The sequence below is a fragment of the Lactobacillus sp. PV037 genome, from assembly GCF_014522345.1.
Lineage (GTDB): Bacteria > Bacillota > Bacilli > Lactobacillales > Lactobacillaceae > Lactobacillus.
Window position 1 is genome coordinate 334,804 of record NZ_CP041987.1, and the last position, 24,054, is coordinate 358,857.

The following is a 24,054-nucleotide window of genomic DNA, read 5'->3' on the forward strand; positions in this document are numbered from 1 at the left end:
AAATGACAAATATAAAAATTGATCATAACATTAAATTTACAACAGCCACTATTGGCTGTTTTTTGCGTGTGCCACTATCAAAGAAAAATTTAGCATTAGCTACTTTGTTAGCTACTATGCAGTCAAATGCAAGTATTCTTTATCCAGGAATTCGTAACCAAACCACTGCTTTGGACGAACTATATGATGCTCAACTAGATATTTTTCCAGAGGTATTTGGTAATCAAATTATTATGCAATATGTAATAAATTTCGTAGAACCAAGTCAAATTTTGGATCCTGATTATAATTATCAAAAAATTATTGAACTATTTTTTGAAATAATTGATAATCCCTTATTTAATGAAACATTGATGCAATTAGCTAAAAATCAGTTAAAGGAAGAATATGAAAGTTTCTATGATATTCCAGCTAATTTAGGATATAAAGAATTTTTAGAAACTTGGTATCGAAATAAACCACAGTATGCTAGTCAACTATTTGGCTCAATTGAAGATTTAGAAGATGCTAGTATAAAAGATCTTCAAGATTTTTTTGAAGGGTTAAAGAAGGCGCCAAGTATCTGCTTAGGCCAAGCAATGGATCCTGATACAATTACAGACTATCTCCAAAAACATTTAACAAATGAAGGCTTTGAGAAAGAATTTAAAGTGGAGGATTTAACCATTGCAGCTATAGAAGAACCAATTGAAAAAGTTGCTCCCCATAAAAGTTTGCAAGGTCAAATATTAGTGGGATATGGCTATGGGCAAAAATTAGAGCGACGGGTTCGACAATTTGGGGGATTATTTTTAAGTCATTATTTGGCTGGGGATGAATCTTCTAAATTATTTACCGATGTGCGAGAAAAGCTTGGAGCAGCTTATGGAATTGAAGCTGTTGATTATTTCAATAATTCCATGTTTTTAATTAGTAGTTCAATTGATAAAAATAAATATAGTGAAGTTGAAAAAATAATTATTGATTCCATTAAGAAGATTCAAAATGGGGTAGTGGATCAAGAAGTATTTAAGAAGTCAAAGAAAGCACTTAAAAGAATTTATTTGGAAGCTCCAGATCGTCAAGGAATCGAAATTGTACAAATGTTAACTAATAGTTTGCGCGGTAGAGAGACAACTTTTAAAGATCGGGTCAAAGTAGTAGAAGAATTCACTAGTGAGCAAATGATTGAATTTGCAAAAACACTCTTTATAAACGAAAGGTATTATTTAGTATGAAAAAATTAGACACTATAAAGAAAAGCTTTTCATCTGGGTTTGAAGCACAAATAATTCTTCGTCCTCATTTTGTGAAAAAGTTTATGGGGATAATCGTTGATTTTGGGGGAAGTGATCCGCAAAAATTAGCTGGTGGGGCCCATTTTTTGGAACATAAATTATTTGCTAAAAAGCATGGAGATATTTCGCATCGCTTTGAAGAATTAGGAGCGAATACTAATGCTTTCACTTCTTACAATGAAACAATGTATTTTGCTAATTTTATTGACCATTCACTTCAAGTGACAAATTTGCTCTTTGAATTAGTAGGAACAACCTATTTTACAAAGGAGAATGTACAAAAGGAAGCGGAAATTATTGCACAAGAATTAGCAATGTATCAAGAAGATCCAAATTGGGAGTTACAACACCAAGTTTTGGAAATGATGTTCCCACAAACAAATTTAGCACTTGATTTGACAGGAACTCAGCAATCACTATCAGAAATGACCCCACAAATTTTGCAAGAAATTTATGAAGAACATTACTTTGCTGGAAATATGAAATTTGTGGCCTGTGGAGGTTTTACTAAAGCAGAAGTAAGAGAAATTTTAGAGGAAGTAGATAAACTTCAGAAAAAATACTTGCGTCCTCAAAGTCGCCCCCTTCCTCAAATTAAACCTGCTATTTCAAAAGAGGAAACTCAACTTGAAATTCCAGCAGAAGTAATTAGTGCGCGGGTATGCATAGGAATTAAATTACCTGATTTTAAATTATTTGATTCAAGTAATGAATTAATGGAAACAATAGTTGAAGCTTATCTAGAGCAAAATCTAGGTTTAATGAGTAAGGGATTTGAAAAATTTCAAAAAGATAAATTACTTAATTCTCCCCTTGCAATTAAGGTAAATTATACACGTGAAGGAAATTTTGCCTTAATATCTGGTATGAGCCCAAAGCCTGAAGAATTAATTGAAGAAATAAAAAAATTAATTTTTAATGGTAAGGGTGATCAAGCATTATTTGAAATTCAGAAAAAAGAGTATATTGCTGAAATGAAAAGAAAATTGGATCAAATTGAAGAATTAGCGATTGAAAGTGCAGAAATGATGCTTGAAAAAGAGGATTTACTTAAATTAGTTCAAAGATTTGGTAATTTAAGTTTCAATGATTTTGCAAATTATTATAATGAAATCGTCGATAAGGTCGAAATTTTTAGCGCAATAATGCGTTAAAGGTTAGAAAGTGAAATTAGTTGTGAAAAGAGCAATAATTTTTGGTGCGACTGGTGGAATAGGTAAACAAATTGCACAAGATTTAGCTAAAGATGGCTGGTCTTTGTATATCCATGGTGTCCATCAAGTTGAAAAGGCAAAAAGAATGTGTGAAGAATTGACTATTGCATATCCTCAGCAGGATTTTTTACCATTAAAATTGAGTTTTCAGGTAGGAAACGAAGAATTGAAAAAAGTTATTTTAAATTTACTCCCAGTGAATGCAGTAATTTTTTCTCAAGGAATTACTGATTTTAACTTTTTAGGAAGTCAATCTTTAGAAAAAATTGACCAAATTTTTCAAATCAATGTTATTACACCAATTAAAATTTTGAATTTATTAGAATCAAAATTAATGAATAAAGACCATAGTCGAGTAATTTTTATTGGCTCAGTTTATGGAGAACAAGCCAGCGCAATGGAAACAGTTTATAGTTCAACTAAGGGTGCATTAAGTAGTTTTGCTCAAGGCTACGGAAGAGAAGTAGCTTCTAGTCACTTAACAGTAAATGTTATTGCACCAGGAGCAGTCGCTACGGAAATGAATTCGATATTTTCCGAGCAGACTCTTGAAGAAGTAAGACAAGAAATTCCGGCTGCCCGTTTAGCCAAGACAAGTGATATTTCATTTTGGGTGAAAAATATTTTAAGTCCTCAAGCTGATTATTTTACTGGGCAAACGATTTATGTTGATGGTGGATGGCTTGTTTAAAGGGCGCTAATTTTGTTATACTCATAGTAAATATTGCTTAAAGTGAGAGGTTATTATGGCAGATATTGGAGATAAGTTAAAAAAAGCTAGAAAAGATAAAGGAATGTCTGTTGAAGATGTTGAGAAGATTACAAAAATTCAACGACGGTATTTAACGGCAATCGAAAATAATGAATTTGATCAATTACCTGGTGACTTTTATGTTAGAGCTTTTATTCGTCAGTATGCAGATGTTGTAGGGCTCAATGGAAAAGAATTACTAGAAGATTTTCAATCAGAAGTACCACAAGCAAAACCAGAAGAATATGTGGAAAATTCAATTGATAATAAAAGTGAAGAAATTAAAAAGACGACAAACAGTAAAAAGGGTAAATGGCAAGGATATTTACCTAAGATTGCGACTGTTATCGGAGTTTTAGTAATTATTTTAATTGTTTACTTAGTATATGCACACTTTTTCTCAGGATCAAACCAACAATCTGCAACTGATCAACAAGATAATGTAACAGTCTCTTCAACTAGTTCTTCTAAGAGCAGTGTCAAAAAATCTAGTGTAAAGCCATCAGTAGCTACAGGTGTTAAAGTCACAAAGATTGGAGATAATTCTTACCGTGTAACTGGTTTAAAGACTAACCGAACTTTAAAATTAGCAACGACGACTGCTACTGTTTGGGCTCAAGTTTCTGCTAACGACAATGCGATTTGGCAAGGAACGCTGACAGCAAATCAAAAGCATACGCTAAAGTTAGGAGAAAATGTTAAAAATGTTTCAATTAACTTAGGTAATACTCAAACTACCACTTTAACGATTGGTGGCAAGACTGTTCCTTTCACCAAATCGAATAGACCTTTAACTGTAAAATTGGTATTTGGAAATGCAAAAGCTACTAGCTCAAGTAGTAGTGCTACACAATCAAGTACTCAAAGTACTACTCAGTCATCGTCTCAGGCGGCCACTAGTCAAGTGGTAACAAGTGGCTCAACCACTACAACTAACAACCAAAATACTACTAGAGTAAATGGAGGACAAAATAACTAAGAATGAATTTACCAAATAAATTAACCGTATTTAGAATTTTTATGATTCCTGTGTTTATGCTACTTTTAATCTTTAATTGGCCAGCTGGTCATGTGGATGTAGCAGGCTTCACAATTTATTGGAATCAAGTTTTAGCTGCTATTGTATTTGCAATTGCCTCATTTACAGACTTCTTAGATGGACACATTGCGAGAGCTAGAAATTTGGTAACAAACTTTGGAAAATTTGCCGATCCTTTAGCTGATAAAATGTTAACAATGACTGCATTTATCTTTTTAGTAAACCTTAAGAGTAATGGACAAAGTTTGGCACCTGCGTGGGTAGTTGCAATTATTGTTTGTCGCGAACTTGCAGTAACTGGACTACGTTTAATTGTAGTTGAAAATGATGGTGAAGTTATCGCTGCAAAGATGCCAGGTAAGATTAAAACGACCACTCAAATGTTATCGATAATTTTCTTATTAATTGGAAATATTTTCTATATTGGATCAATTTTGTTATATATTTGTTTAGTATTTACTATCTACTCTGGTTGGGATTATTTCCACCAAAGTTGGGATGTATTTAAAGGTTCAATGTAATTAAAAGCGATTAATTTCGCTTTTTTTTGTGAAAAAAATTAATATTTGCGTAAATAGAGTTGAAGTAAAAATAAAAAACTTATGTTCGCTTTTTTCTTGTTTTTAGCAAGAAAACCAAGTATAATATTAAGAGTAACTTTTATTAAGGAGGTAGCGAGAACATGGCTAAAGATGGTAAGAAATCAGCTTTAGAAGCTGCTTTGAAAAAGATTGAAAAGGACTTTGGTAAAGGTGCAGTAATGAGAATGGGTGATAAAGTAGATACCCAAATTTCTACTGTTCCTACTGGTTCATTAGCTTTAGATGCAGCGCTAGGTGTTGGTGGATATCCACGTGGAAGAATCATTGAAATGTACGGACCAGAAAGTTCTGGTAAGACTACTGTGGCACTTCATGCAGTAGCAGAGGTTCAAAAGCGTGGTGGCACAGCTGCTTATATTGATGCTGAAAATGCAATGGACCCTGCTTACGCTACTGCTTTGGGAGTAGATATTGATTCATTAATTCTCTCCCAGCCAAATACTGGAGAAGAAGGTTTACAGATAGCGGATACTTTAATAGCTAGTGGTGCAATTGATATTTTGGTAGTGGACTCTGTAGCTGCTTTGGTTCCACGTGCAGAAATTGATGGAGAAATGGGAGATTCCCATGTTGGTTTACAAGCAAGATTAATGAGTCAAGCTTTACGTAAGTTATCTGGTAATATTTCTAAAACAAAAACAATTGCGATTTTTATTAATCAAATCCGTGAAAAAGTTGGAGTAATGTTTGGTAATCCAGAAACCACCCCAGGTGGACGTGCTTTGAAGTTCTATTCAACGATTCGTTTGGAAGTTCGTCGAGGTGAACAAATTAAACAAAATAGCGAAGCCGTAGGTAATAGAACAAAAATTAAAGTAGTCAAAAATAAGGTGGCTCCTCCATTTAGACTAGCTGAAGTAGACATCATGTATGGGCAAGGAATCTCTCAGACTGGTGAATTGCTTGATATGGCTGTTGAAAAAGACATTATCAATAAAGCGGGTGCTTGGTATTCTTACGGAGATGACCGTATTGGACAAGGTAGAGAAAATGCTAAGCATTATCTTGAAGAGAATCCAGATGTTTATGCAGAAGTAAACAAACTTGTGCGCCAAGCGTATGGAATGGAAGAAGAGAACGAAGAAACACCTCAAGAAAAAACTAAAGATGAGGGAAATAAGAAGGAAAACTAGGATTTATCCTAGTTTTTTTGTTGAGAAATAAAATTACAGGTAAAGATTGTTAGATTGACATTATTTAACGATACTTTTATTATTAATATGTGTGAATAATTCTAATAAAAAGGCGATAGTATATATGATAAACACAATTATAGTTCCTGTAGCTGTCGCTATTGTTTTTGCCTGTGTGGGTGGAATTGGTGGTTATTCACTTCGTAAAAATAAATGGGAAAAGCAGGCTCAAAACGCCAAAAATGATGCAAAACATATTTTGAGCGAAGCAAATAATGAAAGAAAAAAAGCTCAAGATGAGATTGAACAGAAAAAAAAGGCGTTAAAAGAATTTACAGAAAATTCTAAAAAAGAAGCTGCTGCAAGTAAAAAAGAAAAAATTCTGGAAGCGCAAGAAGAAATTCATAACTATCGGGAAAGAGTAGAAACTGAATTAAATGAGCGTCGCCAAGAAATTACTCGTCAAGAGAACCGTTTATTACAACGCGAAGATGCGATTGATCACAAAGATAATCTTCTCGATAAGAGAGAAAATCAGCTCACTTTAAAGGAAAACCAAGTAAATCAGCATCAGCAAGAAGTTTTAGAAAAAGACAAAAGAGCTGATGAGTTAATTACTGAACGAGAAAATAAACTTTATGAAGTAGCTCACTTAGAACGTGAAGATGCAAAAAAGATTATTTTAGATCAACTTTCAGAACAATTAGTTAACGAAAAAGCTACTTTAATTAAAGAAAGCAATGAAAAATTTAAGGCCAAGGCTGATCATTTTGCTAGAAAGATTATTGTAGACGCTATTCAAAGTAGCGCAGCTGATACTGTAGCTGAAAAAACTGTTTCTGTAGTCAATTTACCAAATGATGACATGAAGGGGCGGATTATTGGTCGTGAGGGACGTAATATTCGCTCATTTGAAGCTTTAACTGGAATAGATGTCATTATTGATGATACGCCGGATGTAGTGGTGCTTAGTGGCTTTGATCCAATTAGACGTGAAATTGCCAAAAGAGCTTTAGAGCGCTTAATTAAGGATGGTAGAATTCACCCAGCTCGTATTGAAGAAGTAGTAGATCGTGCTCGTAAAGAAGTTAATGACGATATTTACGAAGCAGGAGAGGGTGCATTAATGGAATTAGGAATTCATAGGATGCACCCAGAATTGGTTAAAATTCTAGGTCGCTTAAAGTATCGGACATCTTATGGTCAGAATGTATTAGCTCATTCAATTGAAGTAGGTAAGTTAACAGGAGTTATGGCCGCAGAACTTGGTTTAGATGAAAAGGTAGCGGTACGTGCAGGATTATTACACGATATTGGGAAAGCAATTGATCACGAAATTGATGGTTCTCATGTTGAGATTGGTGTTGAACTAGCTCGCAAATACCATGAACCTGATGTTGTTATTAATGCGATTGCGGCCCATCATGATGATGTACCAAAATTGTCATTTATTGCAGAATTGGTTGTAGCTGCAGATACAATTTCTTCAGCTCGTCCCGGAGCTAGAAGTGAATCTCTTGAAAACTATGTCAAGCGATTGGAACAATTAGAAACAATCGCTAAGAGTTATCAAGGAGTTGCACAAGCTTACGCAATTCAAGCAGGGCGTGAAATTAGAGTAATGGTTGAACCTGATAAAATTTCTGATAATCGTACAATAATATTAGCAAGAAATCTGAAAAATCGTATTGAAAATGAAATGGATTATCCTGGTAATATTAAAATTACGGTTATTCGAGAAAAAAGAGCAGTTGCGATTGCTAAATAAAAGTCGGAAGATAATTCCGGCTTTTTTTATTTGGAAATTGTCTTTCTTGTGGGAGATTTGTATAATTGAACAAGAAGATTAAGAAAGTAGCTGTTTATGTTTCAAATAATCATTAAGATATTTTTATTAATTATAATATCAGCAATTATCACGCCTTTTATTCGAAAGCTAGCATTCGTCTTAGGGGCAGTGGATAATCCAAATGCTAGGAGAGTTAATAAAAAGCCAATGCCGACGATTGGTGGGCTAGGAATTTTTGTAGCTTTCAGTATTGGGGAGTTTATTTTATTAAGGAACCAATTTCCAACGCATGAATTGTTTTCAATTTTATTAGCAGAGAGTGCTATTATCTTGACTGGATTAGTTGATGATATTTTAGAATTAAAACCCCGACAAAAAATGTTAGGAATTTTTGTTGCAGCATTAATTATTTATTTTTTAGCTGGAATAAAGATGAGTGAAATTACACTTCCTTGGGTGGGTACCCTACAATTGGGATGGTGGTGGAGCCTACCTTTAACTATTTTTTGGATTTTAGCATTAACCAATGCTGTTAATTTAATTGATGGGTTAGATGGATTGGCAACAGGAGTCTCCATGATTTCCTTAGTAACAATGGGTATTGTAGGCTTTTTCTTCTTGCAGAATGCGCAAGTTTACGTTCCAATTGCCTGTATCATGTTAGCAGCCTGTTTGTTAGGATTTTTACCTTATAATTTTCATCCCGCAAAAATATTTTTAGGAGATACTGGCGCACTTTATATTGGTTTCATGATCTCAGTTTTGTCTCTAAAAGGCTTGAAAAACGTTACCTTTATTACTTTGCTAGTTCCCATTATTATCTTAGGAGTACCTATTACTGATACTGTCTATGCGATGATTAGACGTAAATTAAACAAAAAGCCAATCTCAGAAGCAGATAAGCATCACTTGCATCACCAATTGATGAAAATGGGATTAACTCATCGTCAAACTGTATTAGCTATTTATGGGCTTTCATTGATATTTGCTTTTGTATCATTATTGATGTTAGCTGCACCAAAGTGGGGTGTTTGGCTATTAATAATTGGACTAGCGTTTGCATTAGAAATTTTTGTAGAAACAATAGGGTTATTGGGAGAAAGATACAAACCATTATTACATTTGTTTCAAAAAAATATTGAAAAGATGGGACGTAAAGATCCAGAAGTTTCAGTACACCACTTGGAAGATAAAAAAAATCATAATAAAAAAAGACACCAATAAAGGTGTTTTTTTATTGCTCGCGATAATTCATTTTTGATACAGGAATTTCGTTGAAGTGCTTTTCGCCATCGTTAAATGCAATTTTTCCAGCTAAGAGGTTAGTTAAATCGTTTTTGAATCCTTCGATTTGGTCCATATCTAAAGAAAGAGTAATAGTAACTTGAGTTCCATATTCTTGCTTTGCAACAAAGGTATTATTTTTTTTAAAATAGTGATTAATTTCATCAACACGATTATAAGGTATTTCAAAAGTAATATCTTGTTGTAATACACATTTAACTACACCAATTGCTTCACTGGCTTCAGTTACAGAATTAGAGTAAGCGCGAATTAAACCACCAGCACCTAGTTTGATACCACCAAAATATCTTGTGACGACGGCGGTTACGTTTTTTAGATTCATTAATTGTAAAGCTTTGAGTTCTGGAATTCCTGCTGTTCCAGATGGTTCTCCATTATCACTTGCTTTAACTTGATCATCGTTTAAACCAATTGTATAAGCAAAAGTATTATGGGTGGCATCATGGTATTTTTTTGAAATAGATTTAATAAATTCTTGAGCTTGTTGTACATTTTCGGTTCGCTTCATTGAACAAATAAAACGACTTTTTTTGATAATTAGTTCGTGGGTGCCATCCTCTTTTAAAGTAAGGTATTTTTTGATTTCTGCCAAAATTATTTCCTTTCCTTTGCGTAATTAAAATTGAGGTGAATTGAAGTGAAGATAGTTCTTGCAGGTCGTCAGTGGCTTAAAGGTCAAAATAACGATACCACAAATTTGAAATTGAAAAAAGTTGCCGGAGTTTTTCAAAATAGGTGTCAAAGGTGTAATTCTCTGGTTAAGTTTACACTTCCTAATGGGGGAAAATACTGTCGGGTTTGTATTGGATTAGGAAGAATTTGTGAGGGAGATTTTGTGTACCAAAGTTTAGAGCAAATTCAGTATCCTCCAAAAGAGAATTTATTAAGCTGGCAAGGTGAGCTAACTTTAGACCAAAAGCAAGTTTCACAAGATTTACTTAATTCTTTAAAACAAAGACGTAATCATTTAGTTCATGCAGTAACAGGAGCTGGAAAGACAGAAATGCTGTTTGAAACAATAAATTTTGCTTTGTGCACTGGTAAAAGAGTAGGGGTAGCTACCCCGAGAATTGATGTAGTAAATGAATTATTCCCAAGGTTTCAAGCTGCGTTTGAAAGTGTGAAAATTGGTAAATACCATGGAAAAGAATACTTTGAGGCAAGGGATGAACAATTAATTATTTGTACTACTCACCAACTTTTAAAATTTTATCAAGCATTTGACCTCTTAATTATTGATGAAGTTGATTCTTTTCCTTATCGTAACAACCTGATGTTATATTATGGAACAAAAAATGCTATTAAAGAAAAAGGAGTAATTTTTTATCTAACTGCTACACCTGATCACTCGCTATTAATTCAAGCAAAAAGTAATAAGATAGGGTATTCAATTTTGAAGCATCGCTTCCATGGTGGAAAATTACCTGTTCCGCAAGAAAAGATGTTCGTAAGACCATTTATAAAAAATAAAAGGATTCATCCGAAATTAGTAAAGGAAATTAGAAGCCTTCTGACTTTGAAAAAACCTGTATTAGTATTTGTTCCGAAAATAGTTCAAATTCCAGTCTATGAAAAAATTTTAAAGCATAATTTTTCTAAGCTAAGGATAACAGGTGTTCATGCACAAGATGAATATAGACAAGAAAAAATTTTGGATTTTCGCCAAGGAAAGTTTGATTTATTACTTACCACAACTATTTTGGAGCGAGGAGTTACTTTTAAAAGTGTACAGGTAATTGTGGTTGCAGCAGATGATCCAATATATACAACACCTTCTTTAGTTCAAATTGCAGGAAGAGTAGGAAGAAATAAAGCTGATAAAACAGGAAATGTTATTTTTTGTTACCATCGTTACACCAAGGAAATTAAAGAGGCTAAAAGGAAAATATTGGAGATGAATCGATGAGTTATTGTTTATTATGTGAGAGTCACTATAGACCGACCATAAATTTTAAAGAATTATTTTTGTTTAAAAAAATTCATGAGCCAGTTATTTGTAGTACTTGTTTTAAAAAATTCAAAAAGATTTCAAGTAAATGTTGTAAAATTTGCCATAAAAAGATGGATAAAGATGATATTTGCCAAGATTGCAAAAAATGGCAGGAAAGTTATAAAGATAAAGTATTAATTAATCAGGCTTGTTACGAATATAATCGTGCTTTTCATGATTTAATGGTAAATTATAAGCGTTATGGGGATTATGTATTACGAAAAGTATTAGCAGAATTAGTTTATGATAAGGTGCCGCAAGCAGATTATTATGTGCCAATTCCAACATCTTTGGATCACCGAAAAAAGAGAAAGTACGATACAATCTATGAAATTTTAATTCTTTAGTGCCGCTTACACCACTTTTAACCAAATTAAATACTGAAGAGGCTCAAGGGGAAAAGAGTAAAAAAGAGAGGATGATGGCTAAGCAGAGCTTTGAAGCAATTGAAGGGGTAAAGATTGAGGGCCAAGTAGTCTTATTAGATGATATTTATACAACCGGTAGAACCCTTTATCATGCAAGGGATGCTTTAATAAAAAAATATCCTAATTTAGAAATAAAAAGTTTTACAATTGCAAGGTAAAACATTAGACAAAGCGCTTTCATTACTGCTATAATTATTATAGATAAAATTTAAACGACGTTGAAAGGAGAAGCTTTATGTTAAAATACAATGTTCGTGGAGAAAATATCGAAGTTACAGATGCTTTAAGAGAATATGTTGAAAAACGCCTTTCAAAATTAGAAAAGTATTTTGAAGTAGACTCTGATGTAGTTGCACATGTTAATTTGAAAGTTTATAAGGATGATAGTGCAAAAGTTGAAGTTACAATTATCCTTCCATACTTAGTTTTACGTGCTGAAGAGACTACTGATGATATGTATAAGAGCATTGATTTTGTATCTGAAAAGCTTGAACGTCAAATTAGAAAGTATAAAACTAAGATTAATCGTCGCAACCGTGAAAAGGGATTAAAGGATTACTTCTTAGAAGAAACAAGTGAAGAACAAGAAACTCCAAGTGAATTTGAAATTGTACGTAATAAGCATTTAGACTTAAAGCCAATGAAAGCTGAAGAAGCTGTATTGCAAATGGATTTGCTAGGACATGATTTCTTTGTTTTTGAAGATGCTGATACAAATGGTACTAGTATCGTTTATAAAAGAAATGATGGTAAATATGGCTTGATTGAAACCAACGAATAAATAAAAAATCTTCTAAGGTCAACTTAGAAGATTTTTTATTTACTATCGATTTCTCATTTTGGCTAAAAAATGGTAAAATTACTTAGTATATTTAGACTTATGTAAAACTATAAAATATAAGGACCGATTTTAATGGCAAATATTCTAAAAAAACTTTATGACGTTGATAAACGTGAATTAAAACAATTCGAAAAAATTGCTGACAAAGTAGAAGCGTTAGCAGATGAATATAGCAAATTAACTGATGAACAATTAAAAGAAAAAACCCCTGAGTTTCGCAAGCGCCTAGAAGATGGGGAAACATTAGATGATATTTTACCAGAAGCTTTTGCAACTGCACGCGAAGGAGCAAAAAGGGTTTTAGGACTTTATCCATATCGTGTTCAAATAATTGGTGGTATTGCTTTGCATAAGGGTAATATTGCTGAAATGATGACGGGGGAAGGTAAGACTTTAACAGCTACTATGCCAGTATATCTAAATGCTTTAACTGGTAGGGGTGTACACGTAGTAACTGTTAACGAGTATTTATCAAGTCGTGATGAAAGTGAAATGGGCCAGTTATATAAGTGGCTTGGTTTAACTGTAGGATTAAATCTTAATGAGCTTTCACCAGATGAAAAAAGAGAAGCTTATAACTGTGACGTAACTTATTCAACTAATTCAGAATTAGGATTTGATTATTTAAGAGACAATATGGTTGTCTATAAAGATCAAATGGTGCAAAGACCACTAAATTATGCAATTATTGATGAGGTTGATTCGATTTTAATTGATGAGGCTAGAACACCTTTAATTATTTCTGGACAAGCACAACAAGCTACAGGTGATTATATTCGAGCTGATCGTTTTGTTAAAACGCTAGTTGAAGATAAAAGCGATGATGATGCAGATGATAAAGAAGATCATGGTGATTATAAGATTGACTGGCAAACTAAGACTATAGGTTTGACTAATCAAGGAATTCAAAAAGCATGTAAATACTTTAAATTAAAGAATTTGTATGATATTGAAAACCAAGCATTGGTTCACCATATTGATCAAGCTTTACGAGCAAACTATATTATGCTTAAAGATATTGATTATGTGGTGCAGAATGGTGAAGTAATGATCGTTGATTCTTTCACAGGACGTGTTATGGAAGGACGTCGTTTCTCGGATGGTCTTCACCAAGCTATCGAAGCCAAAGAAGGCGTTCAAATTCAGGAAGAGTCTCAAACTCAAGCGACTATTACTTATCAGAACTTCTTTAGAATGTACAAAAAATTATCAGGGATGACTGGTACAGGTAAAACTGAAGAAGAAGAATTTCGTGAAATTTACAATATGCAAGTTATTCCAATTCCTACTAATCGTCCAATTGCAAGAAAGGATAAACCAGATCTTCTTTACCCATCATTAGATTCTAAATTTGATGCTGTAGTTAGAGAAATTAAGGAGCGTCATGCTAAGGGACAACCTGTTCTAGTAGGGACTGTTGCAATTGAAAGTTCAGAGCGCCTAAGTCACTTACTGGATAAGGAAGGCATCCCTCATGCAGTTTTAAATGCTAAAAATCATGCTAAAGAAGCTGAAATAGTTATGAATGCGGGTCAAAAAGGTGCAGTAACAATAGCTACCAATATGGCCGGACGTGGTACTGACATTAAACTGGGACCAGGTGTTAAAGAACTTGGAGGATTAGCAGTTATCGGTACCGAAAGACATGAATCACGTCGAATTGATAACCAGTTACGAGGACGTTCTGGTCGTCAGGGTGATCCAGGAACTACAAGATTCTATCTTTCACTAGAAGATGATTTAATGAAACGTTTTGGCTCAGAACGTGTAAAAATGTTTTTAGATAGAATTTCGGATAATGATGATGAAAAGGTCATTGAAAGTCGTATGATAACCAAACAGGTTGAATCAGCACAAAAGCGTGTTGAAGGTAATAACTATGATACACGTAAGCAAACATTACAATATGATGATGTTATGAGAATTCAACGTGAAATTATCTATGGCGAACGAATGAAAGTTATTGAAGAAGACCATTCTCTTCAATATGTTTTACGTCCAATGATTAAACGTACAATTGATCATCAAATTGACATGTATACGCAAGGTGATAAGAAGGATTGGCGTAATGACCAAATCCGTGATTTCATTGCTTCCTGCTTAACTGATGAGGAAACCGCTAAAAAGGTAGATCTTAAAAATCTTTCTGCAGAAGAGTTAAAGAAGAAGTTATATGATATTGCTAATAAAAATTATGAAGAAAAAGAAAAGCAACTAGCAGATCCTAAGGACTTATTAGAATTCGAAAAGGTTGTTATCCTACGTGTAGTTGATGATCACTGGACAGATCATATTGATGCAATGGATCAGTTGCGTCAATCGGTAGGATTACGTGGATATGGACAATTAAACCCATTAGTTGAATATCAAGAAGCTGGTTATCGAATGTTTGAGGAAATGATAAGCAACATCGAATATGATGCCACCCGCTTATTTATGAAAGCTCAAATTAGACAAAATCTTAGTCGCTAATCAAAAGGGAGGCATTAAGCCCCCCTTTTTTCGTTAAAGAGAAAAGGGAGAAAAGCAATGGAAATTAGTGAAATCCAAAATGAATTAGATAACTTAAAAACTAAATTAGCTCATTTTAGGAGGTCTCTTTGACTTTGAAGCATTAAGCGAATCAATTTCAATTAATGAACAGAAAATGTCTGAACCTAATTTTTGGGAACATCAAGAGCAAGCGCAAAAAGTGATTAGTGAAACCAATCGCATGAAAGAAAAAAGTGAAAGCTTTCAAAATTTATCTACTCAACTTGAAGATACTGAGGCAGCCTTAGAACTTTTGCGAGAAGAAGAGGATAAAGATTTAGAAAATGAAGTAGCAGCACAAGTTGAAGAGTTAAAGATTATCTTTCAAAATTATGAATTATCCCTGTTGCTATCTGAAAAGTATGATGATCATAATGCATTAATGGAGATCCATCCTGGTGCAGGAGGAACAGAAGCAATGGACTGGGCAGATATGCTATTACGAATGTATAGGCGTTATAGTGAAAATCATAATTTAAAATTTGAGATTGAAAACTATGAACCAGGAGATGAAGCGGGAGTAAAAAGTGTAAGTATCCGAATTCAAGGAAAAAATGCTTTTGGATTATTGAAATCAGAAAATGGAGTCCATCGTCTTGTGCGTTTATCTCCTTTTGATTCTGCAAAGCGTCGCCACACTTCCTTTGCCTCGGTAGAAGTAATTCCAGAAATAGACCAGAGTATTAATATTGAAATTAATCCTGATGATTTACGTGTAGATGTTTTTCGCTCTAGTGGAGCAGGTGGTCAGCACATTAATAAAACTTCTAGTGCAGTCCGAATTACGCACTTGCCAACAGGAATTGTAACTTCATCTCAAGCACAACGTTCTCAGATTCAAAATCGTGAAACAGCAATGAATATGTTGCGAGCTAAACTTTTTCAATTAGAAGAAGAAAAAAAGCGGAAACAAACTCAAGAATTGAAGGGAAATCAAAAAGAAATTGGCTTTGGTTCCCAAATTCGTTCATATGTTTTCCATCCCTATAGCATGGTTAAAGATTTGCGGACAGGTCAAGAAACAAGTAATGTCAGTGCTGTAATGGATGGGAAAATAGATAACTTTATTTATAGTTATCTGCAATGGTTATTAAGTCAAAAGAATCCAACTTAAAGAATTAGAGGTGAGAGCAGATGATGTCTTTTATGATAATTCTTCTATTAGTAATAGTTGCCTTGGTAATTTTAAGCATTTTATTTGCAGTTTTTAAATTTATGATTGGATTATTACCAGCAGCGATCATAGTGGCCTTCATTTTTTGGCTTATTTATCGCTCTGATAAAAATAAAAACACTATATCAACTGATAAAAAAGCAGCGTCTTCTAATGGACATTCAGATGGTAATTCTAAGCGTAAACCAGCACGAGATGTAGAAATCAAAGATATTGACGATGGGGGTGACGACAATGGCTGAAGGAGTTAAAGTAAGTCAGTTAGTAAAAGATAATCCTACTTTACGTGTTGTAGAGGGAGAAGAATTTTTATCTAAAAAAGTAATCAAGGTATCCGATATTTCTCGTCCAGGTCTAGAACTAACAGGTTATTTTGATTTTTACCCTAAAGAAAGAATCCAATTATTGGGGCGAACCGAAATTTCTTATAGTGCACGACTAGATACTGCTTCAAGGCAGAAAGTTTTTGAAAAAATGTGTACTCCAGAAACGCCGTGTTTTATCATTTCTCGTGGCTTACCAATTCCTGATGAATTAATTGTTGCAGCTCAAAAAACTGGAATTCCAGTTTTAAGTAGTGATATGGCAACCACTCATTTATCGAGTGTGTTAATGGAATATCTAGATGAAAAGCTTGCGCCAAGAAAGAGTATCCATGGGGTGCTAGTAGAAATCTATGGGATGGGTGTCATGATCATTGGAAATTCAGGCGTAGGAAAATCAGAAACGGCTTTAGATTTGGTCAAAAGAGGACATCGCTTGATTGCGGATGATCGAGTAGATGTTTACCAAAGAGATGAAAAAACTGTAGTTGGTGAAGCACCTAAGATTCTTAAACATCTAATGGAAATTAGAGGAATTGGAATCATTGATGTAATGAATTTGTTTGGAGCAGGTGCAGTTAAGGATAAGTCGGATATTCAATTAATCATTCGTTTGCAAAATTGGGATCCAAATGCAAATTATGACCGCTTGGGATTTAATGAAGACAAGAAAGAGATTTGTGATGTTTATGTACCTCAAGTAACAGTTCCCGTTAAGGTTGGACGAAATCTTGCAATTATTATAGAAGTAGCTGCGATGAACTTTCGAGCTAAAAAAATGGGTTATGATGCTAGTAAAAAATTTGAAAAAAACCTTACAGAGTTAATTTCAGATAATTCTCATTCCGAAGGAGAAATTAAATGAGTGCAGCTTTAAGTCCGATTGCCTTTCACCTTGGAAATTTATCAGTGAAATGGTATGGAATTTTAATGGCCACTGGGGTAGTAGTAGCAACCTTAATGGCAATTCAAGAGGGAAAAAGACGGCAAATAATGCCTGATGATTTTATTGATTTTTTGCTTTGGGCTGTCCCAATTGGCTTTGTTGGTGCTAGAATTTATTATGTAATTTTTGAATGGGGCTATTTTTCCCAGCATCCTGGTGAAATAATTGCAATTTGGAATGGTGGAATTGCAATTTATGGGGGGCTGTTAGCCGGATTAGCAGTACTAATAGTTTTTTGTAAAAAAAGACATTTACCAATTTTTTTAATGTTAGATATTATTGCTCCTGGTGTTATGGCTGCCCAAGTAATTGGGAGATGGGGAAATTTTATGAATCAAGAAGCACATGGGGGAATTACTACCTTGGCTTTTTTACAAAAATTACATCTTCCCCAATTTGTAATCCAACAAATGTATATCAATGGGCATTATTATCAACCAACTTATTTGTATGAATCTGTTGGAAATTTGATTGGATTAATTTTGATTTTGTCTTTAAGACATCGAAAGCATCTTTTTAAACAAGGAGAAATATTCTTATCATATGTTATTTGGTATTCAATGGTAAGATTCATTGTTGAAGGGATGCGAACGGATAGTTTATACATTGCAAATACTATTCGGGTTTCGCAAGCGTTAAGTTTAATACTATTTTTTGGAGCAATTTTATTATGGGTTTACCGTAGAAAAGTTGTTAAGCCAAAGTGGTATTTAGCTGGAAGTGGTTTAAAATACCCGTATAATAGAGATTGAAGCATAATTGTAAATAGAAAGTTTGAGTAAATAAGAATGACAAAGATTGCAGTTTTAGGTAATGGGTCATGGGGCTCAGTATTAGGATCATTATTAGCTGATAATGGTGAAGATGTTGTCCTTTATGGAAATATTGAAAGTGTTAATGAAGAAATTAATGCTACACATACCAATAGCCATTATATGAAGGACTGGAGTTTGAATCCTTCAGTTAGTGCCACTGGTGACTTAGAAAAAGCACTTGAAGGTGCAGAAATAGTATTGTTTGTTTTACCAACAAGTGCTGTGAGAATTGTAGCTAAAAATGTTCGCAAAGTTTTAGAGAAAACAAATAATAAGCCACTTTTAGTTACAGCAACAAAAGGTATCGAACCTGGAAGTAAAAAACTAATTACTGAAATTTTAACTGAAGAAATTTATCCAGAAGCTGAAGATGCTAAAAAGATTGTAGCAATCTCTGGACCAAGTCATGCAGAAAATGTTGCTAAAAAAGATTTGACTGCGATTGCTTGTGCATCTTTGGATGAAGAAAATGCAAAAAGAGTGCAAAAGTTATTTTCAAATGACTATTTACGTTTATACACTAATTCTGATTTGAATGGTGTTGAAGTCGGTGGAGCCGTTAAAAATGTAATTGCTATTGCTGCAGGAATTTTAGCTGGTAAAAATTACGGTGATGATGCCAAAGCAGCCTTGATGACAAGAGGATTAGCTGAAATTACTCGCCTAGGAGTACAGTACTTTGATGCTGAACCAATGACTTTTAGTGGTTTAGCAGGAATTGGTGATTTAATTGTTACTGCCACATCAGTAAATTCACGTAATTGGCGCGCAGGGAAGCAACTGGGTGAAGGCAAACACTTAAAAGAAATTTTGGAAAATATGGGACAAACTGTTGAAGGTGCAACTACTGTAAAAGCCATTCATGAACTTGCCCAAGAAAAAGCAATCGAAATGCCAATTAGTGAAGCAGTATATCGTGTATTATATGAAGATGCGGATGTAGACGAAGAAATTAAACAAATGATGGGTAGAGAGCCAAAATCTGAGATTAATTTATAATAAAAAGTATAATAAAGAAAAGGATATGAAAAATAATCATGTCCTTTTTTTAAAGGAGAGATTTTTATGACAAAAAAGTATGATGTAATTATTATTGGAGCAGGCCCTGGTGGAATGACAGCCGCTTTATATGCGGCAAGAGCTAATTTGTCAGTTTTAATGCTTGATCGAGGTATTTATGGTGGTCAAATGAATAATACGGGTGCAATTGATAATTACCCTGGGCTACCAGATATTACAGGACCAGAGCTAAGTGAAAAAATGTATCAAGGAACAATGAAATTTGGACCTGAATTTGCTTATGGAGAAGTTAAAGATATTAAGTTAGAAGGTACAAAGAGAATTGTGGTTACAGATAATGGCGACTTTGAAGCGCCAGTTGTTTTAATTGGTACAGGAGCTGACCATCGGCATTTGGGTGTTCCTGGAGAAGAAGAGTATAGCGGCCGAGGAGTATCTTATTGTGCAGTCTGTGATGCAGCGTTTTTTAAAAATGAGAACCTTGCAGTAATCGGTGGCGGAGATTCAGCAGTAGAAGAAGGAATCTTTTTAGCCCAAACTGCCAAAAAAGTTACTATTATTCATCGTCGTGATACCTTGAGAGCCCAACCAATTTTACAAAAACGAGCTTTTGCTAATGATAAAATTAATTTTATTTGGAATGCTCAAACTGAAGAAATTATTGGTGATGGACAAAAAGTTACAGGAGTTAAGTATAAAAATAAAGAAACTGGAGAGCAAGAAGTTTTGCCAGTAGCTGGGGTATTTATTTATGTTGGAGTTATTCCACAAAGTAAGCCTTTTAAAAATTTGGGGATTACTGATGAGCAAGGATGGATTATCAGTGATGATCATATGAAGACCACAATTCCTGGAATTTTTGCTTTTGGGGATGTGAGAAAAAAGGATTTACGTCAAATTGCGACTGCAGTTGGCGAAGGAAGCATTGCTGGACAAGAAGCATTTAAGTATTTGCAAGATTTAAATGATAAGTAAAAAATAGTAAAATAATACTTGTAGAGATGAAATTAATTTTTGGGAGGACCTTATGAACGCAAAGGAAAGTTTTACCGTCTGGCAACAAGCTAGCAATATGCCTGATTATCTTCAAACCCAGTTAAATGAATTAGGTAAAAATGAAGAGTGGATTGAAGATGCTTTTGGCCAAGATATTAATTTTGGTACAGCAGGGATGCGAGGAAAATTAGAGCCTGGTACTAATAGAATTAACTTGTTTACTATTGGGCGAGTAACAGAAGGATTAGCTCGTTTAATTGAAGAAAAAGGCCCAACTGCTAAGGAGCGTGGAGTAGCAATTTCTTTTGACTCACGGTATTATTCACGTGAATTTGCAATGCATGCAGCTCGAATTTTAGGTAATCATGGTATTAAAGTATATCTTTTTGATGATTTACGTCCGACGCCTGAACTTTCTTTTGCAGTGCGCTACTTAAAAACTTTTGCAGGAATTAATATTACTGCTTCTCATAATGCTAAACAATATAATGGTTATAAAATTTATGGGGAAGATGGAGCACAAATGGCTCCAGAAAATGCGGAACGCTTATTTGAATTTGCTCAAAAAGTTACTGACCTTTTTGCGGTAAAAGCAGCTCCTGTTGAAGAATTAAGAGCAAAGGGACTTTTACAATTAATTGGTGAAGATGTTGATGAAGCTTACTTAGCTGAATTAAAAAAGGTAACTGTTAATCCAAAGCTAGTTAAAGCAAATGCAGATAATTTAAAAATTGTCTATACGCCTTTGCATGGTACTGGAAAGATGTTATATGATCGTGCTTTTAGACAAGGTGGCTTTACTAAAGTAATTCCTGTTCCAAGTCAATCAATAATTGATCCTGAATTTCCAACTACTGTTAAACCAAATCCAGAGTATAAGGATGTTTTTCTTCCAGGAATTGAATTAGCTAATCAAGAAAATGCGGATTTAATTGTGGCAACTGATCCTGATGCTGATCGAATGGGAGCAGCAGTTAGAACAGATAAAGGAGATTTTCAAGTATTAACAGGAAATCAAATTGCAACTTTAATGGCATATTATTTATTAGAAAACTTAAAGAATGAGGGTAAATTGGAACCTGATTATGAAATTGTAACTTCAGTAGTTTCTAGTGCTCTTCCCTTTAAGATAGCTAAAGATTTTGGAATTAGAACTCACCATGTTTTAACTGGTTTTAAATATATTGGTGAAGAAGTTGACCGCATGAATAAAGAAGATGACGGTAAATTTTTAATGGGATTTGAAGAAAGTTACGGTTATCTTTTCCAGCCATTTGCTCGTGATAAAGATGCAATGCAAGGTGCCATCATGTTTGCGGAAGTTGCTGCGTACTATGCTTCAAAAGAGATGACAGTTTTTGATGGGTTACAAGAAATTTGGCAAAAATATGGTACTGCTTATGAAATAACAAGAGCCATTGAGATGCCAGGTATTGGAGGCCAAAAGAAGATGGCAGAATTGATGACCAGTTTAAGAAATGATCATCTTACTGAAATAAATGGTGAAAAGGTTGTGGAAATCCAGGACTTTTTAACCCAAGAAATTATTATAGATGGACAAAAGCAACCATTAACTGGTTTTCCAAAATCAAATGTTTTGAAATATTTACTTGCTGACGAAACTTGGGTAGCATTACGTCCATCTGGTACTGAGCCTGTAATTAAGGCCTATGTCGGAGTGAATAAGCCAGATATTGAATCTGCTAAAAAGGCTGCTCAAGAATATCAAGCAGCTTTAAATGCCTTATTAAAATAGAACATTATTTAGTGCGAAAATTTGTTCGATGTAGTAAAATTATTATAGATAAATAAAAAGTTGGACTTTAGTCCAGCTTTTTTTGCAGTGTTAAATTGAAAGTAGGTGGCTGAGATGATAAAAAGACAAAAAGATCGTAAATTTGAATTGGTATCTAAGTTTAAACCGGCTGGAGATCAGCAGCAAGCGATTGATCAGTTAACACATAATTTTCAAACAGGTACTAAAGAACAAATTTTGCAAGGTGCTACTGGGACTGGAAAGACCTTTACCATGGCCAATGTAATTGCTAAGTTAAATAAACCTACTTTGGTGTTGTCGCATAATAAAACATTAGTAGGACAATTATATGGAGAATTTAAGCAATTCTTTCCTAAGAATGCCGTAGAGTACTTTGTCTCATATTATGACTATTATCAACCAGAAGCTTATGTACCAAGTTCTGATACTTACATTGAAAAAGATTCTTCCATTAATGATGAAATTGATCAATTGCGACATGCAGCTACCTCAGCTTTAATGGAACGTAATGATGTAATTGTAGTAGCATCAGTTTCATCTATTTTTGGTTTAGGTGACCCAAATGAATATGCTAAAAGTGTACTTTCACTTCATGAGGGGGATGAATATGGGCGCGATAATTTATTGCGTGATTTGGTAAATATTCAATACGACCGTAATGATATTGATTTCCAACGTGGACGCTTTAGAGTTCGTGGAGATAGTGTGGAAATTTTCCCAGCTGGTAACTCAAAGCATTCTTATCGAGTAGAGTTTTTTGGCGATGATATTGACAGAATCGTTGAATTAGATTCATTAACTGGAGAAATAATAGGTGAAAGGGAACAAATTTCACTTTTTCCAGCTACTCACTTTATGACGAATGAAGAGCGCATGACCAAGGCTTTAAATTCAATTAAAGATGAATTAGATATTCAAGTAAAAGACTTTGAAGGAAAAGGAAAACTGCTTGAAGCACAAAGAATAAAGCAAAGAACAACGTATGATATTGAAATGCTTAGCGAAGTTGGCTACACAAATGGGGTAGAAAACTATTCTCGCCATTTTGATGGGCGTAAACCAGGTCAACCTCCATATACTTTACTCGACTTCTTTCCAGATGATTTTTTAATTTTGGTAGATGAATCTCATGCTACAATGCCGGAAGTAAAGGCAATGTATAATGGAGACCGCAAGCGTAAAGAAACATTGATAGATTATGGATTTAGACTACCTTCAGCCCTAGATAATCGTCCTTTAAAATTAGAAGAATTTGAAAAACATGTCAATCAAATTATGTATGTTTCTGCTACTCCAGGAGATTATGAATTAAATCGAACTGATAAAGTGGTTGAACAAATTATTCGTCCAACAGGACTATTAGATCCCAAGATTGATGTACGCCCAATTGAAGGACAGATTGATGACTTAGTTGGGGAAATTAATAAACGAATCGACAAAAATGAGCGTGTCTTTGTAACAACTTTGACTAAAAAGATGGCCGAAGACTTAACGGATTATTTAAAGGATTTAGGAATAAAGGTCCGCTATCTTCACTCTGATATTAAAACATTAGAGCGAATGCAAATTATTCGTGACCTACGTTTAGGGAAATTTGATGTTTTGATTGGAATTAACTTGCTAAGAGAAGGAATTGACGTTCCAGAGGTTTCGTTAGTAGGAATTTTAGATGCTGATAAAGAAGGATTTCTTCGCTCAACGCGTCCTTTAATTCAAACAATTGGTCGTGCAGCTAGAAATGCAAATGGGGAAGTTATTATGTATGCAGATAAAATCACTGACTCAATGCGAGAAGCGAGTGATGAAACCCAGCGTCGGCGTACTTTGCAAATGGCTTTTAATGAGAAACATAATATTACTCCTAAAACAATTATTAAGCCAATTCAAGATTTAATTTCTGCAACTAAGACCACAAATAGTAAAACAGAAAAGGAAAAGAGCTTTGCTGAACTTAACTTTGATGAGTTGACAGCTAAACAAAAAGAAACTATGATTAAAAATCTAACTCAACAAATGCAAGAAGCAGCTAAAAAACTTAATTTTGAAGAAGCAGCTAATTTAAGAGATGCAATCATGGATTTAAAGAAATAAGAAAGGTGGTT

General features: G+C 34.1%; 20 protein-coding genes and 1 pseudogene. 20 read left to right on the plus strand and 1 reads right to left on the minus strand.

All coding sequences use genetic code 11. The features are described from left to right. The first annotated feature begins 2 nt into the window (after positions 1-2). The 8 genes from FP435_RS02080 (at position 3) to FP435_RS02115 (ending at position 9,029) form a co-directional block, all read left to right on the plus strand. Entirely contained in the window at positions 3-1,217 is a 1,215-nt protein-coding gene (locus tag FP435_RS02080) for a M16 family metallopeptidase (protein WP_265484117.1), read from the plus strand. Then, positions 1,214-2,431, plus strand: a complete 1,218-nt coding sequence (locus tag FP435_RS02085) for a M16 family metallopeptidase (protein ID WP_265484118.1) — start codon at positions 1,214-1,216, stop codon at positions 2,429-2,431. Before FP435_RS02080 ends, FP435_RS02085 begins: the two co-directional genes overlap by 4 nt. Positions 2,432-2,453: 22 nt before the next feature. Continuing rightward, positions 2,454-3,182, plus strand: a complete 729-nt coding sequence (ymfI, locus tag FP435_RS02090; protein WP_265484624.1) for an elongation factor P 5-aminopentanone reductase — start codon at positions 2,454-2,456, stop codon at positions 3,180-3,182. A gap of 55 nt (positions 3,183-3,237) precedes the next feature. Continuing rightward, entirely contained in the window at positions 3,238-4,221 is a 984-nt protein-coding gene (locus FP435_RS02095) for a helix-turn-helix domain-containing protein (RefSeq protein ID WP_265484119.1), read from the plus strand. A 2-nt stretch (positions 4,222-4,223) separates the two neighbouring features. After that, complete coding sequence (gene pgsA, locus FP435_RS02100) at positions 4,224-4,802, plus strand: CDP-diacylglycerol--glycerol-3-phosphate 3-phosphatidyltransferase (protein WP_265484120.1); 579 nt, start codon at positions 4,224-4,226, stop codon at positions 4,800-4,802. A 161-nt stretch (positions 4,803-4,963) separates the two neighbouring features. After that, positions 4,964-6,016: a recombinase RecA gene (recA, locus tag FP435_RS02105; RefSeq protein WP_265484121.1), complete on the plus strand. Its 1,053-nt coding sequence runs from the start codon at positions 4,964-4,966 to the stop codon at positions 6,014-6,016. Positions 6,017-6,140: 124 nt separating this feature from the next. Continuing rightward, positions 6,141-7,784 carry a ribonuclease Y gene (gene rny, locus FP435_RS02110; RefSeq protein ID WP_265484122.1) on the plus strand — a complete coding sequence of 548 codons (1,644 nt, stop codon included), beginning with the start codon at positions 6,141-6,143 and terminating at the stop codon, positions 7,782-7,784. Between the two features lie 96 nt (positions 7,785-7,880). After that, positions 7,881-9,029 (plus strand): glycosyltransferase family 4 protein, encoded by a 1,149-nt coding sequence (locus FP435_RS02115; RefSeq protein WP_265484124.1) that lies wholly within the window; start codon positions 7,881-7,883, stop codon positions 9,027-9,029. Positions 9,030-9,039: 10 nt separating this feature from the next. On the opposite strand, the gene FP435_RS02120 is transcribed toward FP435_RS02115, so the two are convergent. Beyond that, a complete protein-coding gene (locus FP435_RS02120; protein ID WP_265484126.1) occupies positions 9,040-9,702 on the minus strand; it encodes a YigZ family protein in 663 nt (220 codons plus the stop codon). Positions 9,703-9,741: 39 nt separating this feature from the next. Here FP435_RS02120 and FP435_RS02125 point away from each other — a divergent pair, with 39 nt between their 5' ends. From FP435_RS02125 to uvrB, 12 genes and pseudogenes are all read left to right on the plus strand, one after another. Then, on the plus strand, positions 9,742-11,016 hold the full coding sequence (locus FP435_RS02125) for a DEAD/DEAH box helicase (protein WP_416209747.1): 1,275 nt from the start codon (positions 9,742-9,744) through the stop codon (positions 11,014-11,016). Then, positions 11,013-11,686: pseudogene (locus FP435_RS08430) on the plus strand (ComF family protein). The gene FP435_RS02125 and the pseudogene FP435_RS08430 overlap by 4 nt, the downstream one beginning before the upstream one ends. Before the next feature lie 77 nt (positions 11,687-11,763). Continuing rightward, positions 11,764-12,309 carry a ribosome hibernation-promoting factor, HPF/YfiA family gene (hpf, locus tag FP435_RS02135; protein ID WP_265484128.1) on the plus strand — a complete coding sequence of 182 codons (546 nt, stop codon included), beginning with the start codon at positions 11,764-11,766 and terminating at the stop codon, positions 12,307-12,309. A 132-nt stretch (positions 12,310-12,441) separates the two neighbouring features. Further along, on the plus strand, positions 12,442-14,841 hold the full coding sequence (gene secA / locus FP435_RS02140; RefSeq protein ID WP_265484129.1) for a preprotein translocase subunit SecA: 2,400 nt from the start codon (positions 12,442-12,444) through the stop codon (positions 14,839-14,841). A 57-nt stretch (positions 14,842-14,898) separates the two neighbouring features. Then, positions 14,899-16,015 (plus strand): peptide chain release factor 2 gene (gene prfB / locus FP435_RS02145; protein ID WP_265484130.1). Its coding sequence is split into 2 segments (ribosomal slippage): positions 14,899-14,970 and positions 14,972-16,015, totalling 1,116 coding nucleotides; the frame shifts between segments, so codons are not numbered across the junction. Positions 16,016-16,035: 20 nt separating this feature from the next. After that, positions 16,036-16,317, plus strand: a complete 282-nt coding sequence (locus FP435_RS02150; RefSeq protein WP_265484131.1) for a hypothetical protein — start codon at positions 16,036-16,038, stop codon at positions 16,315-16,317. Next, entirely contained in the window at positions 16,310-17,263 is a 954-nt protein-coding gene (gene hprK, locus FP435_RS02155; protein WP_265484132.1) for an HPr(Ser) kinase/phosphatase, read from the plus strand. The genes FP435_RS02150 and hprK overlap by 8 nt, the downstream gene beginning before the upstream one ends. Further along, on the plus strand, positions 17,260-18,096 hold the full coding sequence (lgt, locus tag FP435_RS02160) for a prolipoprotein diacylglyceryl transferase (RefSeq protein ID WP_265484133.1): 837 nt from the start codon (positions 17,260-17,262) through the stop codon (positions 18,094-18,096). The genes hprK and lgt overlap by 4 nt, the downstream gene beginning before the upstream one ends. Positions 18,097-18,132: 36 nt before the next feature. Then, a complete protein-coding gene (locus FP435_RS02165) occupies positions 18,133-19,158 on the plus strand; it encodes an NAD(P)H-dependent glycerol-3-phosphate dehydrogenase (protein ID WP_265484134.1) in 1,026 nt (341 codons plus the stop codon). A gap of 66 nt (positions 19,159-19,224) precedes the next feature. After that, positions 19,225-20,154 carry a thioredoxin-disulfide reductase gene (gene trxB, locus FP435_RS02170; RefSeq protein ID WP_265484135.1) on the plus strand — a complete coding sequence of 310 codons (930 nt, stop codon included), beginning with the start codon at positions 19,225-19,227 and terminating at the stop codon, positions 20,152-20,154. 52 nt (positions 20,155-20,206) lie between these two features. Beyond that, positions 20,207-21,931: a phospho-sugar mutase gene (locus tag FP435_RS02175; RefSeq protein ID WP_265484137.1), complete on the plus strand. Its 1,725-nt coding sequence runs from the start codon at positions 20,207-20,209 to the stop codon at positions 21,929-21,931. A 114-nt stretch (positions 21,932-22,045) separates the two neighbouring features. Next, complete coding sequence (gene uvrB, locus FP435_RS02180) at positions 22,046-24,043, plus strand: excinuclease ABC subunit UvrB (RefSeq protein ID WP_265484139.1); 1,998 nt, start codon at positions 22,046-22,048, stop codon at positions 24,041-24,043. Positions 24,044-24,054: the final 11 nt, after the last annotated feature.

What these genes read in the sequence shown, in the direction of transcription:
- hprK (WP_265484132.1), top strand. Translation starts at nt 16,310, where the DNA reads ATGGCTGAAGGAGTTAAAGTAAGTCAGTTAGTAAAAGATAATCCTACT.
- rny (WP_265484122.1), top strand. Translation starts at nt 6,141, where the DNA reads ATGATAAACACAATTATAGTTCCTGTAGCTGTCGCTATTGTTTTTGCC.
- FP435_RS02115 (WP_265484124.1), top strand. Translation starts at nt 7,881, where the DNA reads ATGTTTCAAATAATCATTAAGATATTTTTATTAATTATAATATCAGCA.
- FP435_RS02150 (WP_265484131.1), top strand. Translation starts at nt 16,036, where the DNA reads ATGATGTCTTTTATGATAATTCTTCTATTAGTAATAGTTGCCTTGGTA.
- FP435_RS02080 (WP_265484117.1), top strand. Translation starts at nt 3, where the DNA reads ATGACAAATATAAAAATTGATCATAACATTAAATTTACAACAGCCACT.
- FP435_RS02165 (WP_265484134.1), top strand. Translation starts at nt 18,133, where the DNA reads ATGACAAAGATTGCAGTTTTAGGTAATGGGTCATGGGGCTCAGTATTA.
- FP435_RS02085 (WP_265484118.1), top strand. Translation starts at nt 1,214, where the DNA reads ATGAAAAAATTAGACACTATAAAGAAAAGCTTTTCATCTGGGTTTGAA.
- trxB (WP_265484135.1), top strand. Translation starts at nt 19,225, where the DNA reads ATGACAAAAAAGTATGATGTAATTATTATTGGAGCAGGCCCTGGTGGA.
- FP435_RS02095 (WP_265484119.1), top strand. Translation starts at nt 3,238, where the DNA reads ATGGCAGATATTGGAGATAAGTTAAAAAAAGCTAGAAAAGATAAAGGA.
- recA (WP_265484121.1), top strand. Translation starts at nt 4,964, where the DNA reads ATGGCTAAAGATGGTAAGAAATCAGCTTTAGAAGCTGCTTTGAAAAAG.
- lgt (WP_265484133.1), top strand. Translation starts at nt 17,260, where the DNA reads ATGAGTGCAGCTTTAAGTCCGATTGCCTTTCACCTTGGAAATTTATCA.
- FP435_RS02175 (WP_265484137.1), top strand. Translation starts at nt 20,207, where the DNA reads ATGAACGCAAAGGAAAGTTTTACCGTCTGGCAACAAGCTAGCAATATG.
- uvrB (WP_265484139.1), top strand. Translation starts at nt 22,046, where the DNA reads ATGATAAAAAGACAAAAAGATCGTAAATTTGAATTGGTATCTAAGTTT.
- pgsA (WP_265484120.1), top strand. Translation starts at nt 4,224, where the DNA reads ATGAATTTACCAAATAAATTAACCGTATTTAGAATTTTTATGATTCCT.
- secA (WP_265484129.1), top strand. Translation starts at nt 12,442, where the DNA reads ATGGCAAATATTCTAAAAAAACTTTATGACGTTGATAAACGTGAATTA.
- hpf (WP_265484128.1), top strand. Translation starts at nt 11,764, where the DNA reads ATGTTAAAATACAATGTTCGTGGAGAAAATATCGAAGTTACAGATGCT.